The organism is Kitasatospora sp. NPDC088160 (assembly GCF_044741445.1).
GTDB lineage: Bacteria > Actinomycetota > Actinomycetes > Streptomycetales > Streptomycetaceae > Kitasatospora.
The window spans coordinates 1-14,342 of sequence record NZ_JBIUSS010000044.1; the positions used below are offsets into that span (position 1 = coordinate 1).

The window sequence follows — 14,342 nt, forward strand, 5'->3', positions numbered from 1 at the left end:
GCTGGAGGCGGCGCGGCAGCTGACGTATGCGGCGGCGGCGAAGTCGCAGCGTGGGGACGGGGATCTGACGTTCTTCGGGGCGGCGGCGAAGTGCTACGCGTCGGATGCGGCGATGGAGATCACGACGGACGCGGTGCAGTTGCTGGGTGGGTACGGGTACACGCGGGACTATCCGGTGGAGCGGATGATGCGGGACGCGAAGATCACCCAGATCTACGAGGGGACCAACCAGGTCCAGCGCATCGTCATGGCCCGCAACCTGCCGTAGCCGGACGGCGCTTCGGCCCCGACCGCACCTCGGCCCCGAAAACCGGGCGACGGCGGGCGGCCCGCTTCGTAGGCTGCCCGCCATGTCCTCCGCACTGAGCCTGGCCCGGATCACCCCCGACACCATCGACGCCGCCCTCGCCCTGAAGGTGCGCCCCGACCAGGAGGCCCTGGTCGCGCCGGTGGCGACGTCGCTGGCCGAGGCGTACGCCCACGGGGACACCGCCTGGCCCCGGCTGATCATGGACGGGGAGCGGCCGGTCGGCTTCGTGATGGCGTTCTTCGACATCAGGTTCAACCCCGAGCAGCCGGACGACCGCCCCCGCTCCGGCCTCTGGCGCCTGCTGGTCGACGCCGACCGGCAGCGCGGCGGCTACGGCCGCTTCGCCGTCGAGCAGGTCTGCGCCGAGATCCGCCACCGCGGCGGCACCCGCGCCACCGTCACGTACGTCCCCGGCCCGGAGGGCCCCGCCGCCTTCTACGCCGGGCTGGGCTTCCGCCCGACCGGCGAGACGAGCGGTGACCAGACGGTGGCGGAGCTGGAGCTGGAGTTGGAGCCGGAGCCGGAGCCGGAGCTGGAGTTGGAGCCGGGGCTGGAGTTGGAGCCGGAGCCGGCCGCACGCTGACCGCCGCGGCGATGCTGCGGCCCGGCGGTGACGAGTAGGGTGCCGGACCATGACCGAGCCGGACTTCCTCGCCACGACCAGGGCGTTCTACGACGCCATCGCCGTCGACTACGCCGACCGCTTCCGCGACGAACTGGCCGGCGAACCGCTGTCCCGGGCGGTGCTCGCGGCCTTCGCCGAGCTGGTCCGCGCCGAGCGCGCCGACGGACTGGCAGCCGAACTGGGCTGTGGCCCCGGCCGGGTGACGCACCACCTGCACGGCCTGGGCCTCGACGTCCGCGGCATCGACCTGTCGCCGAGGATGGTCGAGCTGGCCCGCGCGACGTACCCCGGGCTGGACTTCACCGAGGGTTCGCTGTTCGACCTCCCGCTGCGGGACGGCGAGTTGACCGGCGCGGTCGCCTGGTACTCGATCATCCACACCCCGGCGGAGCGCCTGCCGGAGGTGTTCGCCGAGTTCGCGCGGGTGCTCGCCCCGGGCGGCCACCTGCTGCTCGCCTTCCAGGTCGGTGACGAGCCCCTGCGGATCGACCAGCCCTTCGGTCACCCGGTGGCGCTGGACTTCCGCCGCCAGCAGCCGGACCGGATCGCGGAGTTGGTCCGCGCGGCCGGCCTGCGGCTCACCTCCCGCACGCTCCGCGAGCCGGAGGAGGGCGTGCAGCCGACCCCGCAGGCCTACCTGCTGGCCCGCAAGCCCGCCTGAGCCGCGCGGGGCGGCGGTGACAGCGGCATGACAGTGGTGCCGGTGGGATGTGAGAGGTCTGGCAGCGGGCGCCCCGACCCTTGGTGACTGCACGTCAGTCCACCGAAACGGGAGGCCCTGCCCATGCCCCGACCCCGTCTCACCTCCGCCCTCAGAACCGGCGCCGCCGCGGCCACCGGGCTGCTGCTGGCCGGTCTCGCCCCGGCCGCCGCGGCGGCGGATGCCCCCGCGGCGCCGGTGCCCCGGCTGGACTGGCGGTCCTGCGTACCGGACTTCGACTGCGCCCGCGCCACGGTGCCGATGGACTACCGCGACCCGGCCGGGCGCACCGTCGAGCTGGCCGTCATCCGGCACCCCGCGACCGACCCGGCGCACCGGATCGGCTCGCTGTTCTTCAACCCCGGCGGCCCGGGCGTGCCCGGCACCCAGGCGCTGCCCGCCGTGTACGGGATGCTCCCGGAGCAGGTGCGGGAGCGGTTCGACCTGGTCAGCTTCGACCCGCGCGGCGTCGGCGGCTCCACCGTGCCGCAGTGCTTCCCGGACGCGGCGGCCGAGCAGGGCCTGCTCGCCGGGCTGCCGGCCGGCTACCCGGTCGGCGCCGCCCAGGAGTCGGCCTGGGCGACGACGTACGCGCGCTTCGGCCGCCAGTGCGCCGACAACGAGCGGACCGGCCTGCTCGCCCACCTGTCCACCGCCGACACGGCCCGCGACCTGGACCTGCTGCGCGCCGCCGTCGGCGACCGCCGGCTGAGCTACCTCGGCACCTCGTACGGCAGCTACCTGGGCGCCACCTACGCCAACCTCTTCCCGACCCGGGTGCGTGCGATGGTGCTGGACAGCGCCCCCGACCCGGTCGCCTGGTCCACCGGGCGCTCGCCGCAGCAGCGCGCCCTGCCGCCGTTCCTGCGCACCGGCAGCGACCTCGCCGGCGTCCGCACCCTCGACGCCTTCCTCGACCAGTGCGCCGACGCCGGCCCCGCCGCCTGCGCCTTCGCGGCGGCGGACCGGGACGCCACCCGCGCCAAGTTCGCCGAACTGCTCGACCGGCTGGGCCGGACGCCGGTGACGCTCGGCACCCCGCCGGCGGCGGTCACCTTCGACCAGGCCTCCACCGCCTCCACCGTCCTGCCGATGCTCTACGCCGCCACCCCGGTGCCGAACGCCCCCGGCACCGGCTGGCCGGCGCTGGGCGGACTGCTCCAGCAGCTGTGGACCGCCGCCCCGGACGCCTCGGCGCCGCTGCCGACCGGCGGCCAGCCCAAGCAGGCGCAGACCCTCGGGGCGCTCTGCGCCGACACCGTCAACCCGCCTGTCTCCGGTGCCGACCCGGCCGCCGACACCACGTACCCGGCGCTGTCCGCCCTCGTCCGGGCCCGTGCGGGCGCCACCGGCCCGTACCTGGTCTGGCAGAACCAGCGCTGCGCCGCCTGGCCGGCCGAGGCCGCCCGGGACCGCTACACCGGCCCGTGGAACCGGCCGACCTCCGCGCCGATCCTGGTCGTGGCCCTCACCGGCGACCCGGCCTGGCCCTACGAAGGGTCCCGCGCGCTGGCCGACACCCTCGCCCGCGGCCGCCTGCTGACCGTCCACGGCTACGGCCACACGGCGCTGGGCAACCCGAGCGCCTGCGCCTGGGACCGCGAGCAGCGGTACCTGGTCAGCGGTGAACTCCCGCCGCCCGGCACGGTCTGCGAGCCGGACCACCAGGCGTTCTAGCCAGGACGCTCTGGCGGTGCAGCCGCCGGAGTCGTGCGCGTGCGCGGAGTCCGTGCACGCGCACGCACCTCGGTACGATGAACGTCATGAACCGTGCCGACCTCTCCCTGGGCCCGCTGTCCGAGCAGGACCACGCCTTCTACGGCCTGGTCTGGGCCGGCACCACCCTCGCCGCCCAGGTGGACCGCGAGCTCACCCGGGTGCACGGGCTGTCGCTGTCCTGGTTCGAGGTGATGCTCTGGCTCAACGGGCAGCAGGAGCCGGTCGCCGCCTCCGACCTGGGCGCGAAGACGATGCTCAGCCGCAGCCAGGTCTCCCGGGTGGTCGACGTCCTGGCCGCACGCGGCCTGGTGGCCCGCACGCCCTCCGCCTCCGACGCCCGGTCGGTGCGGATCGAACTGACCGGGCAGGGCCGCGCCGCCTTCGCCGAGGCCGACGCCACCCGGCGGGCCGTCCTCGCGCCGGTCTTCACCGACCGGCTCGACGAGGGCGACATCGCGGCCCTGGAGGCGGTCTGGCGCAAGCTGAAGGCCTGAGCCCTGAGCCCTGAGCCCTGAGCCCTGAGCCCTGAGCCCCGGGCCTCCGCGGCCTCCGCGGTCTCGGGCCTCCGCCGTCTCGGCTACACCGCGTCGGCCTCCGCCGCCCCGGCCCGCGGCCGGCCGGAGGCGGTCGCGATCACCTCGTCCAGCACCTCGCGGGAGCGGAGCAGGTCGGTGATCATCCGGTCGATCCGGTCCCGTTCGGAGGCCAGCTCCTCGACCAGCAGCGGGGTGGCGATCTCGTTCGGGCCGCCGTCGGAGTCGCGCATGCAGGGGAGGATCTTGTAGATCGTGCGGCTGTGCAGCCCGGCCGCGAACAGCTCCTGGATCAGCACGACCCGGTCCACCGCCGGCTCCGGGTACTCCCGGTGCCCGCCGTCGGTCCGCCGGGCGACCAGCAGGCCCTGCTGCTCGTAGTAGCGCAGCGAGCGCTCGCTCACGCCCGTCCGCCTGGCCAGTTCACCGATCCGCATGCCGTCCACCCCGTCGCCGTGACCGAACGCCTGAACCCGACGGCGATGGTAGCTTCCGCGGTCCTCGCGCCGGCCGGATAACACGGGGACGCCACCCGGCGGCGGGCCGGGGGTGACGCGCGTCGGCCGACGGGTCGTGCCATGATCCCTGCATGGCTTCCAACGTTTTCTTCGACATCGAGATCGACGGCGTTCCGTCGGGCCGCATCGTCTTCAAGCTGTACGACGACGTCGTCCCCAAGACCGCCCGGAACTTCCGCGAGCTCGCGACCGGCCAGAACGGCTTCGGCTACGAGGGCTCCGGCTTCCACCGCGTGATCCCGCAGTTCATGCTGCAGGGCGGTGACTTCACCAACCACAACGGCACCGGTGGCAAGAGCATCTACGGCGAGAAGTTCGCCGACGAGAACTTCAAGATCAAGCACACCCGCCCGGGCCTGCTGTCGATGGCCAACGCCGGCCGCAACACCAACGGCTCGCAGTTCTTCATTACCACCATCGTCACCGACTGGCTGGACGGCAAGCACGTCGTCTTCGGCGAGGTCGTCGAGGGCATGGACGTCGTGACGGCGGTCGAGAAGCTCGGCTCGCAGAGCGGCCGCACCTCGGCGAAGGTCACCATCGCCAAGTCCGGCATCGTCGAGTAGTCACCGGTTCATCAGTTCGAAACCGCACACCGCCCCGGCCGGGGAAGTCCGATCAGCCGACTTCCCGCTCCGGGGCGGTGGCGTGTCCGGGGGCAGGGTAGCCCGGTGAGCAGGCGGGCGGGCCGGAACCGCGCAATCACTCCGTGTGCCGACCCGGTCGCTCTAGGCTCTCCGTGCGCGGTCGGAGCCGCGGCGAACTCGACACTCCGGCAAGGTGGTTCACCGATGGAACAGGACGCCGACGACGGCGCGGTGACGTACGAGCAGGTGACGGTGGTCTCGCTGGCCTCGTGCGAGCCGGTCAATCCGGCGCGGATCGCGGTGCGGGTCGCCTGCGAGGTCATGACGGTCAAGCGGGTGGCGGGCTACTGGGTGCGCTGGGACGAGCGCTGGGGGCCGGAGGAGATCCGCCACCACTCGCGCTGGGTGCCGGACGAGGAGTACGTGCGGCCGGGCACCGGCGGGGTGGACGGCGCGCTCACCGTGACGGTGGCCGCGTACTGGACGTACCGGGAGGGCGGCAGCCCGCGCCGGCCGGCCACGGAGACCGCGGTGGCCTTCCGGCCGGGCGAGGCCGAGCACGAACTGGTGCTGGAGCGGCCCGACCCGCACCGCCCGGCGGCCCTGACCGTGCACCTGACCGGCGCCCGCTGGCTGGCGGGCGGCGAGGGGCGGCTGATCCACTACGGCTACGCGGGCGCCACCGAGGCCGCCGGCGGCGAGGGGGAGTGGCTGGTCCGCTTCCCCGAGTGCGGCACCGGCCTGCTCCCGCAGGCGGGTTAGGCGACCGCGGCCCGCGGCCCGGGCCGACATCCACCCATGGTGTCGGCGCGGCCACTTCGCGTCACGGCGGGCTACTTGATGTCCGGTACCGCGGTGTCGTTCTTGAAGGCGTCGAAGACCTGCTTGGACTTGGCGGCGTCCCACAGTACCGCCGACTCCCCGGTCTTGGTCCGGTAGTCCGGGTTGCCGATCGGGACGGTCAGGGTCTTGCCGCCGCCGCCGTTGACGTCCTTCATGGCGAGGAAGAGCGAGCCGAGGTCGGTGAGGCCGGCGTCGTCGTCGACGATGAGGGTGCCGAGGGCGGAGTCGACCAGCGGGTAGAAGGTGAACGGGTTCAGCACGGTGCCGGGGGAGGCCGCCTGGTGGGCGAGGGCGCCGAGGAACTTCTGCTGGTTGCGCATCCGGCCGAGGTCCTGGTCGGCCATCTGGTGGCGCTGGCGGACGAAGGCGAGGGCCTGCTTGCCGCTGAGGGTCTGGTCGCCGGCCTTGAGGTCGAGACCGGAGTCCTTGTCCTTGAGGTCCTGGTCGATGTGCATCTCGACGCCGCCGATGGAGTCGACGATGCCGACGAAGCCGGCGAAGCCGATCTCGGCGTAGTGGTCGATGCGGATGCCGGTGTTCAGCTCGACGGTCTGGACGAGGAGGCGGCCGCCGCCGTTGCCGAAGGCCGAGTTGATCTTCGAGGTGGTGCCCTTGAGGGTCTTGCCGCTGCTGCTCTTGTACTCGGGGATCGGCACCCAGGAGTCGCGCGGGATGCTCATCAGGGTGTTCCCGTTGTCCCCGACGTGCAGGATCATCATCGAGTCGCTGCGCTTGCCCTCGGTGTCGTGACCGGTGTGCAGGTCGTCCTGTTCCGAGTCGGTGAGGCCCTGGCGGCTGTCGGAGCCGACGATCAGCCAGTTGGTGCCCTTGCCGGCCGGCGGGCGGCCGGGGTAGTCGGCGAGCACGTTCTCGTGGTTGAGCTTGGAGTCGGCCCAGAACCAGGTCGAGACGGCGGTGACCATGACGGCGATCAGGAGGCCGAAGACCGACCACTTGACGATCCGGCGCCGCGGCCACCGCTTGGTCTGTATACCGCCCGGCTGGGCGCCGCCCGGCCCCCCGGGCCCACCCGGTCGTCCGGGACCACCGGGACCGCCAGGACCGCCGGGGCCCCCAGGCCCACCGGGGCGGACGGCGGGCTGCCCGCCCGGACCCTGCGGCGGGACGCCGCCGAGCCGGGACGGCTCCGGCTGTCGCGGCGCGGGCGCACCCGGCCCGCGCGGGTTCATCGACGACGGCAGCGGCGGTTCGGCCGCCGCGCCGCCCCCGCCGCGCCCGTACGCGCCGCCGTTGCCGCCGCCCCCATACGGGTTCCCGTCTCGGTACGGGTTCCCGCCGCCTCCCGGGCGGCCCTCCTGCCACGTGTTCATGTCGTCGAGGATGCCCGACCCCGCTCGTGCTGACTCCCCCCGGGGTACTCCACCAGGTCGCTTGTAGCAGTTTTGATGCACGGGTCGGATCGTTCCGCCGCAACTTCCGCGCCGCCGTACGACGGTGGGGACGGGCGGCGCGGGCGCCGGGTCGACGTGAGCCCGGTCACCACGCGTCACGTCACCCGCCGTTCAACTGGCGAAACGATTCTTGACCGGCTCGAACGCAGCGTGTTTGCATTTCGGGTATGGATCAGCGTTGGGCACTCACGCGTCGGCGGCACGTCGACCTGCGGCGTGGTGTGGCCTGTTCGCTCTGTCGCGGCTGAAGCGCGCCCACCGGATCACCTCGGCGTCACCCCACCCGCGCCGAGCACCTCACCTCGAACGCGTCGAACGCGTCGAACGCGTCGAACGCGTCGAGCACGTCGAGCACGTCGAGCACGTCGAAACACCTTCCAGGGCTCCGACCCGCAGCGGTCCTCCTGCGCCGCGTGGCGCCGCCCCCGCTTCCAGCCAAAGGTGAACCCCATGGCCACCGTCCTGTCCGTTTCCGGCTCCCCGTCCGCCACCTCCCGCACCACCCGCCTGCTGCGCCACGTCGACGCCGGGCTGGAGGCCCGCGGCCACCACGTCGTCCCGTTCGAGGCGCGCAGCCTGCCCGCGCACGCGCTGCTGTCGGGCGACTTCGACCACCCGGAGATCGTCGCCGTGACCGAGTTGTTCGCCCGGGCGGACGGCGTCGTGATCGGCACCCCCGTCTACAAGGCCGCCTACTCGGGCCTGTTGAAGGCCCTGCTGGACGTGCTCCCGCAGTACGCGCTGGCCGGCAAGGCCGTCCTGCCGCTGGCCACCGGCGGCTCGCCCGCGCACGTGCTGGCGGTGGACTACGCGCTGCGCCCGGTGCTCAGCTCGATGGGCGCCGGCCACATCACCCAGGGCTGGTTCGTGCTCGACCGCCACATCACCACCGGGGAGGACGGGACGACCCTGGTCGAGCGCGAGACCGACGCCCTGCTGGCCCCGGTCGTGGAGGGTTTCGCGCAGGCCCTGGAGCGGCTGGCCGTACCGGCGCTGACCGGCTGAGGAACCGGGGCCCGGGCCCCGTACGGGGCGTCCCCGAGACGGGGCGCGGCACCCCTTAGGGGGAGGGGGTGCCGCGCCCCGTAGATCCTTGGTTGGACGGCTTCATTCCGGCGGATGACGAGAGCGCCCGCTGTTCCTCCTAACGTTGTGGACGTCCCCGCTCGTGCCGACGAGGGGCGAGGTTCTCCCGGGAACCGGCGCCCGCCGGGCCCGGTGGGTGGGGTCAACTCCCGGTCGACGACCCTTCCCGCGCCATGCCCGCGTCCTGCGGCATGCCCGCGCACGGAGGGCCGGCCGGGGTCGACGGTCGGGCCCACTTCTTAGGAGACTCCAGTGACGACGGCAGCCACAGCCGTGTACGACCCCCAGCTTCCCGGCGGCGCACCCGCCGTCGCCGCCGCGGCCCGTCAGGTCAGCAAGGCGTACGGCGCGGGCGAGACCAGGGTCACCGCGCTCGACGCGGTGGACGTCGACATCCAGCGTGGCCGCTTCACCGCGATCATGGGCCCGTCGGGCTCCGGGAAGTCGACCCTGATGCACTGCCTGGCCGGCCTGGACACGGTCAGCGACGGGCGGATCTGGATCGGCGACACCGAGATCACCGGCCTCAAGGACAAGCAGCTGACCAGGCTGCGCCGGGACAAGATCGGCTTCATCTTCCAGGCGTTCAACCTGCTCCCGACGCTGTCCGCGCTGGAGAACATCACGCTGCCGATGGACATCGCCGGCCGTCGGCCGGACCAGGCCTGGCTGGACCAGGTGGTGGAGACCGTCGGCCTGGCCGGCCGGCTCAAGCACCGCCCGGCGCAGCTCTCCGGCGGCCAGCAGCAGCGCGTCGCGGTGGCCCGGGCGCTGGCCGCCCGGCCCGAGATCATCTTCGGCGACGAGCCCACCGGCAACCTGGACTCCCGGGCCGGCGCCGAGGTGCTCACCTTCCTGCGCCGCTCGGTCGACGAACTGGGCCAGACCATCGTGATGGTGACCCACGACCCGGTCGCCGCGGGCTACGCGGACCGCGTGCTCTTCCTCGCCGACGGCGTGATCGTCGACGAGATGCACGCGCCCACCGCCGACTCCGTCCTCGAACGCATGCGCCGTTTCGACGGCAAGCGGACCAGCTGAGCGGGCGGGACGGGACAGATGCTGCTCAAGACCGCTCTGCGGAGCTTCTTCGCCCACAAGGGCCGCATGGCGCTCTCCCTGATCGCCGTGATGCTGTCGGTCGCGTTCGTCTCCGGCACCCTGGTCTTCTCCGACACCGCGACCAGTACCTTCGACAAGCTGTTCGCCGCGACCGCCTCCGACGTCTCCGTCCAGCCGCCCAAGCCGGCCGAGGACGACGACCAGCAGGCCTCCGACAAGCCGCGGACCGTCCCGGTGGCGGCCGCGCAGCAGGTCGCCGCGGTGCCGGGGGTGAAGTCGGCGGTCGGCCAGGTCATGGTCGAGAACGCGACCCTGGTCGACCCGGCCACCAACAAGCTGGTCGGCCCGACGTCCGGCGCGCCGACCCTGGTCGGCAACTGGACCGAGACCCCGCGCAGCGCGGTGCACCTCACCCAGGGTCACGCTCCCCAGAACGCGGGCGAGTCGGTGCTGGACGCGGACACCGCGAAGAAGGCCGGGCTCGGCCTCGGCGCCAAGCTCCGGGTCGACAACGCCGACGGCCGGCACGAGTTCACGATCTCCGGCATCGCCTCCTTCACCACCACCAACCCCGGTGCGGCGCTGGCCTTCCTGGACACCCCGACCGCCCAGCAGGTGCTGCTCGGCGAGCAGGCGTACACCTCGGTCGAGGCGTTCGGCGACGGCAGCCGCGGCAACGACCGGCTCAAGGCCGACGCCCTGGCCAAGCTGGGCGCCGGCTACCAGGTGAAGACCGCGGCCGAGCAGAAGGACGAGAACACCAAGAGCATCGGCAGCGGCCTCGGCTTCATGAAGAACGCGATGCTCGGCTTCTCGCTCATCTCGGCGTTCGTCGGCTGCTTCCTGATCATCAACACCTTCTCGATGCTGGTCGCCCAGCGCACCCGGGAGATCGGCCTGCTGCGCGCCATCGGCGGCAGCCGCCGGCAGGTGAACCGCTCGGTCCTGGTCGAGGCGCTGATCCTCGGCGTGCTCGGCTCGACCCTCGGGGTCGCGGCCGGTCTGGGCATCGCGGTCGGCCTGATCAAGCTGATGAACGCGATCGGCATGAAGCTCGACGCGGGCGACCTGAAGATCGGTCCGACGGTGTTCCTCGCCGGGTACGCCCTGGGCATCGTGGTGACCCTGGTGGCGGCCTGGGTCCCGGCCCGCCGGGCGAGCCGGATCGCGCCGATGGCCGCGCTGCGCGACCACGGCACGCCGGCCGAGGGCCGCGCCAACCTGGTCCGCACGGTGGTCGGCCTGGTCCTGACGGCGGGCGGCGGCGGTCTGCTGGTGCTGGCCGCGCAGGCGGAGAAGGCGGCCACCGGCGGCCAGTACCTGGGTCTCGGCGTGCTGCTCACCCTGGTCGGCTTCGTGGTGCTCGGCCCGCTGCTGGCCACCGCCGTGGTGCGGGTGCTGGGCGCGCTGCTGCCGGCGCTGTTCGGTCCGTCCGGCCGGCTCGCCCAGCGCAACGCGATGCGCAACCCGCGTCGTACCGGGGCCACCGCCGCCGCGCTGATGATCGGACTGGCGCTGGTGATCGGCTCCTCGGTGTTCAGCGCCTCGACGGTCACCTCGGCCAACGCGCAGATCGACCGGTCGGTGGGCGCGGACTACATCGTCCAGGGCGGCCGCACCTCGATCACCCCCGAGATGCTGGACGCCGTCCGCCGGACCCCGGGCATCGACCACGTCACCACCCAGAAGTTCTTCAGCCCCAAGCTCCAGCTGCCGGACGGCCGGAGCGTGAAGACCAACCTCACCGCCGCGCCGCCCGCCTTCTTCGGCACCGACTTCCACCTCCCGGTCACCGCCGGTTCGGTGGACGCGATCGGGCGGGGCGAGCTGGGGATCGGCGAGGCCTTCGCGAAGGACCACGGCCTGAAGGTCGGCGACCAGGTGACCGTCGCCTACGGCAAGGGCCGCACCCAGGTGCTGCCGGTGGGCGCCGTGTTCGCGAAGGGCTCGCTGTTCGGCGACGGCTCCTTCGTCGACTTCGACACCATGGCCAAGGCCGTGCCCGCCGCCGAGCAGCCGCCGGTCTGGACGTTCTTCGCCAAGGCCTCCTCCGGAGCCGACGTCGCGAAGACGCTGACCGCCCTGGAGGGCGCGCTCAAGGAGTACCCGCAGCTGACCATCAAGGACCAGGCCGGCTACAAGGAGGTCGTGCAGTCCCAGGTCAACACCCTGCTCTACCTGATCTACGGCCTGGTCGGCCTCTCCATCACGGTCGCCGTGCTCGGGGTGGTCAACACCCTGGCGCTGTCGGTGGTCGAGCGGACCAGGGAGATCGGCCTGCTGCGGGCGATCGGGCTCTCCCGCCGCCAGCTGCGCCGGATGATCCGGCTGGAGGCCGTGGTGATCTCGGTGTTCGGCGCGGTCCTGGGCACCGGGCTCGGGCTGGCCTGGGGCGTCACCGCCCAACGGGTGCTGCGTGACCAGGGTCTGGCCACGCTCTCCGTCCCGACCACCACGCTCGCGGTGACGCTGGTCGCCTCGGTGGTGATCGGACTGGTCGCCGCCCTCGTCCCGGCCTTCCGGGCCGGGCGGATGAACGTCCTCGCGGCCATCGCGACGGACTGACCGGGGCCGTCGCGACGGACCGACCGCGGCCGTCACGACGGACCGGCCGGGCGGCGCGGGCCGCAGGACCCGGCGGTGGGGGGCCGCCGAGGGGGGAACGGGGGGCAGGGGCCGGGTGCGGGCAGCACCCGGCCCCTGCGGCACGGGCCGCCCCCGGCCGACTGAGATGATCGTCCGATGTTCGCCCCGGATACCCCGGACGCCCCGCCGCTGCCCAGCGCCGCGCCCCTCACCGCCGCCGCTGCCACCCGCTGGCGCGCCGCCCGCACCGCCTGGCGCCTGGACAGCCGCTGGTCGGCGCTGCTGCCGGCCGCCTTCGTCGTCCTGGCCACCGCGGTGGAGCCGACCCCCGGTGACTGCAACGTCCAGGGCGTCTGCCGGGACACCTGGGGCTCCTCGCTGGCCGCCTGGTCGGTGCTCGCCGAAGTGGTCCTGCTGGCCGGCCGGTTCTGCGGCCGGGCGCTGGTCCCGCCGGCCGTCCTCGCGGTGCTCTGGTACGCCCCGCACGGCCTGGTCACCCCGCTCGGCCGCTGGACGGCCGTCCTGGTCCACCTGCTGCTCTCCGCCGCGCTGATCGGCGCCGAGCTCGGCCGCCGCCGCGCCCGCCAGCAGCTCGACGAACTGATGGCCCCGCCCGTCCCCTTCCCCTGGACCGCCGCCGGAGCGCCCTCACCCGTCCACCCCGACGGCCCGCCGGTGCTGCGCCGCGCGCTCGGCGGCCTGCTGCTCGCCGCCGCCCTGGCGTTCCCGCTGTACGGGCTGTGGGGACAGGCCCGGCAGCAGGCGAGCGCCGAACGGGCCGACCAGGTCACCGGCACCGCGGGCGACACCGACCAGGACGGCGTCCTGACCGTCCGCTTCCACCCGCCCGGCGGCGGCCCGGAACGCACCGCCCGGCTGGACGTCTGGTGGGCCCGGCCGCCGCAGCCCGGCGAGGCCGTCCCGCTGCTGGTGGACGGCGCAGCCGTCCGCGCCGCCGGCGACGACTACGACCTCACCGGCGCGCTGACCGCCGGCGGCCTGCTCGCCCTGCCCGGATTGCTGCTGCTCGGTTCGGCCGCCACCGCGAACGCCCGCCGCTCCCGGCCCTCCTTCGCGGGCTCCGCGCCCGCCCTCGCCGTCCGGGTCCGCGCCGACGCCCGGGGCGACCTGCTGGTGCAGCCGCTGGACGGCCCGCCGGACGGCCCCGCGCTCTGGCGGCTGGTCGAGGGCGACCGCTACCGCTGGGCCCGCTACGGCGCCCCGGGCGGCGAGGGCCCGGCCTGGGTGCCCGAACACCTGGAGACCGAGGACGACGACGCCGACCACCTCGATCTCGAGGTCTCCTACGACGAGGAAGAGGAGGAGCTCGGGGACGTCTTCGACCGGCTGACCCCGGAGCAGGCCGCCGCCTGGCTCGCCCGTGCCGGCCGGAGCGTGCCGGCCGTGCTGTACCGGGGGCCCGACGGGCCGGAGCAGCAGCTCCTGGTCCGCCCCGGACTGCTGGACCACGACCCGCGGTGGGTGGCGGCCGTGGTCGCCCCCGCCGCCCGGGCCCCGCGGCCGGGCCGGCGCACCGAGGGCTACCGGGAGCGGGAACTGGCCGTCGCCGCCCTGACCGCCGAGACGGTGGCCGCCGCCCCCTCGGCCGGGCCGGACGCCGAACCGGTGCCCGCCCGGCGCTGGGAGATGCCGCTGCCGCTGCGGGCGGTGGCCGGTCCGGTGCCCGCACTGCTGCTCGCGGGCCTCGTCGTGCTGCTCGGCAGGAGCGGCTGGTGGGGCGGGCTGGTGCACCCGCTCCTGACCGGCACGGTGGCGATCCTCGCCTGCGGCCGCACCCTCTCCTGGCAGATGGTCGTCGACCGGGACGGCCTGCGGATGGCCACCGCGCTGCGCACCCGGACCTTCCGGTGGCAGGAGATCAACGCGGCCGCGGTCCACCACAACCTGCTCACCGTCCAGCTGCGCTCGGGCGAGGAGGTCACCGTCGGCAGCCGCCCGGCCGCCTGGCTGGCCGGACACTTCGGGGACCGCTACGACCCGGTGGAGCTGGCCCGGGCCGTCGCGACCGCCGCCCACCGGCCGGACCTGCGCCCGCACCGGTCGCTGCCGGACCGGCTGGGCGGCCCGCAGCACCTGCTGAACCGGTTGTCGCTGGCCGGCTACGCGCTCTTCACCATCGTTCACCACCTGCTCTGAACCTGCGCCGAACCTGCACCGAACCCGCGCGGCCACCGCCGAACCCCGCCGGGGGCGCCCTCCCGGGCTCCGTCCCGTCCTCCGGAAACCGCCCGTTCCGACCCGGCTGCGGGCCCGTACGGGGAGCGGAGTACGGTGGGCGTGATCAAGGAGCTCAACCGGGCGTCGCGGGCTGCGTGCAGCGGCCCGGACCGGGACAAGACG

At 74.0% G+C, this 14,342-nt stretch carries 13 protein-coding genes; 11 read left to right on the forward strand and 2 right to left on the reverse strand.

What is annotated here, in order from left to right; genetic code table 11:
* The 5 genes from ACIOGZ_RS40395 to ACIOGZ_RS40415 all read left to right on the forward strand — a co-directional run.
* Positions 1-268: acyl-CoA dehydrogenase family protein (locus ACIOGZ_RS40395; protein WP_363618064.1), on the forward strand; the 268-nt coding region annotated here is incomplete at its 5' end.
* A gap of 82 nt (positions 269-350) precedes the next feature.
* Positions 351-893 carry a GNAT family N-acetyltransferase gene (locus tag ACIOGZ_RS40400; protein WP_400989606.1) on the forward strand — a complete coding sequence of 181 codons (543 nt, stop codon included), beginning with the start codon at positions 351-353 and terminating at the stop codon, positions 891-893.
* A 49-nt stretch (positions 894-942) separates the two neighbouring features.
* Positions 943-1,596, forward strand: a complete 654-nt coding sequence (locus ACIOGZ_RS40405; protein ID WP_400812240.1) for a class I SAM-dependent DNA methyltransferase — start codon at positions 943-945, stop codon at positions 1,594-1,596.
* Between the two features lie 123 nt (positions 1,597-1,719).
* On the forward strand, positions 1,720-3,312 hold the full coding sequence (locus tag ACIOGZ_RS40410) for an alpha/beta hydrolase (RefSeq protein ID WP_400989608.1): 1,593 nt from the start codon (positions 1,720-1,722) through the stop codon (positions 3,310-3,312).
* 86 nt (positions 3,313-3,398) lie between these two features.
* Positions 3,399-3,848 (forward strand): MarR family transcriptional regulator, encoded by a 450-nt coding sequence (locus ACIOGZ_RS40415; RefSeq protein WP_363587632.1) that lies wholly within the window; start codon positions 3,399-3,401, stop codon positions 3,846-3,848.
* Positions 3,849-3,931: 83 nt separating this feature from the next.
* On the opposite strand, the gene ACIOGZ_RS40420 is transcribed toward ACIOGZ_RS40415, so the two are convergent.
* Positions 3,932-4,324, reverse strand: coding sequence for a MerR family transcriptional regulator (locus tag ACIOGZ_RS40420; protein WP_363587630.1), 393 nt, complete (start codon positions 4,322-4,324; stop codon positions 3,932-3,934).
* A gap of 152 nt (positions 4,325-4,476) precedes the next feature.
* Here ACIOGZ_RS40420 and ACIOGZ_RS40425 point away from each other — a divergent pair, with 152 nt between their 5' ends.
* Both ACIOGZ_RS40425 and ACIOGZ_RS40430 read left to right on the forward strand, forming a co-directional pair.
* The gene (locus ACIOGZ_RS40425; RefSeq protein WP_363587628.1) at positions 4,477-4,971 is read left to right on the forward strand and encodes a peptidylprolyl isomerase; all 495 of its coding nucleotides are present in this window, start codon (positions 4,477-4,479) and stop codon (positions 4,969-4,971) included.
* A 225-nt stretch (positions 4,972-5,196) separates the two neighbouring features.
* Entirely contained in the window at positions 5,197-5,754 is a 558-nt protein-coding gene (locus ACIOGZ_RS40430) for a hypothetical protein (RefSeq protein WP_363587626.1), read from the forward strand.
* Between the two features lie 71 nt (positions 5,755-5,825).
* Here ACIOGZ_RS40430 and ACIOGZ_RS40435 read toward each other — a convergent pair whose 3' ends face one another.
* Positions 5,826-6,758 carry an LCP family protein gene (locus ACIOGZ_RS40435; protein WP_363587624.1) on the reverse strand — a complete coding sequence of 311 codons (933 nt, stop codon included), beginning with the start codon at positions 6,756-6,758 and terminating at the stop codon, positions 5,826-5,828.
* A 939-nt stretch (positions 6,759-7,697) separates the two neighbouring features.
* Between ACIOGZ_RS40435 and ssuE the strand changes: the two genes are divergently transcribed.
* From ssuE to ACIOGZ_RS40455, 4 genes are all read left to right on the forward strand, one after another.
* Positions 7,698-8,252: an NADPH-dependent FMN reductase gene (gene ssuE / locus ACIOGZ_RS40440; protein ID WP_363587622.1), complete on the forward strand. Its 555-nt coding sequence runs from the start codon at positions 7,698-7,700 to the stop codon at positions 8,250-8,252.
* A 333-nt stretch (positions 8,253-8,585) separates the two neighbouring features.
* On the forward strand, positions 8,586-9,374 hold the full coding sequence (locus ACIOGZ_RS40445; protein WP_363587620.1) for an ABC transporter ATP-binding protein: 789 nt from the start codon (positions 8,586-8,588) through the stop codon (positions 9,372-9,374).
* Between the two features lie 18 nt (positions 9,375-9,392).
* On the forward strand, positions 9,393-11,960 hold the full coding sequence (locus tag ACIOGZ_RS40450) for an FtsX-like permease family protein (protein WP_363587618.1): 2,568 nt from the start codon (positions 9,393-9,395) through the stop codon (positions 11,958-11,960).
* A 177-nt stretch (positions 11,961-12,137) separates the two neighbouring features.
* Positions 12,138-14,138 carry a hypothetical protein gene (locus ACIOGZ_RS40455; RefSeq protein WP_400989611.1) on the forward strand — a complete coding sequence of 667 codons (2,001 nt, stop codon included), beginning with the start codon at positions 12,138-12,140 and terminating at the stop codon, positions 14,136-14,138.
* Positions 14,139-14,342 lie beyond the last annotated feature (204 nt).

Excerpts from the sequence above, each read along its gene's own strand:
- ACIOGZ_RS40400 (WP_400989606.1), top strand. The coding sequence starts at position 351 with ATGTCCTCCGCACTGAGCCTGGCCCGGATCACCCCCGACACCATCGAC.
- ACIOGZ_RS40405 (WP_400812240.1), top strand. The coding sequence starts at position 943 with ATGACCGAGCCGGACTTCCTCGCCACGACCAGGGCGTTCTACGACGCC.
- ACIOGZ_RS40410 (WP_400989608.1), top strand. The coding sequence starts at position 1,720 with ATGCCCCGACCCCGTCTCACCTCCGCCCTCAGAACCGGCGCCGCCGCG.
- ACIOGZ_RS40415 (WP_363587632.1), top strand. The coding sequence starts at position 3,399 with ATGAACCGTGCCGACCTCTCCCTGGGCCCGCTGTCCGAGCAGGACCAC.
- ACIOGZ_RS40420 (WP_363587630.1), bottom strand. The coding sequence starts at position 4,324 with ATGCGGATCGGTGAACTGGCCAGGCGGACGGGCGTGAGCGAGCGCTCG.
- ACIOGZ_RS40425 (WP_363587628.1), top strand. The coding sequence starts at position 4,477 with ATGGCTTCCAACGTTTTCTTCGACATCGAGATCGACGGCGTTCCGTCG.
- ACIOGZ_RS40430 (WP_363587626.1), top strand. The coding sequence starts at position 5,197 with ATGGAACAGGACGCCGACGACGGCGCGGTGACGTACGAGCAGGTGACG.
- ACIOGZ_RS40435 (WP_363587624.1), bottom strand. The coding sequence starts at position 6,758 with ATGGTCACCGCCGTCTCGACCTGGTTCTGGGCCGACTCCAAGCTCAAC.
- ssuE (WP_363587622.1), top strand. The coding sequence starts at position 7,698 with ATGGCCACCGTCCTGTCCGTTTCCGGCTCCCCGTCCGCCACCTCCCGC.
- ACIOGZ_RS40450 (WP_363587618.1), top strand. The coding sequence starts at position 9,393 with ATGCTGCTCAAGACCGCTCTGCGGAGCTTCTTCGCCCACAAGGGCCGC.
- ACIOGZ_RS40455 (WP_400989611.1), top strand. The coding sequence starts at position 12,138 with ATGTTCGCCCCGGATACCCCGGACGCCCCGCCGCTGCCCAGCGCCGCG.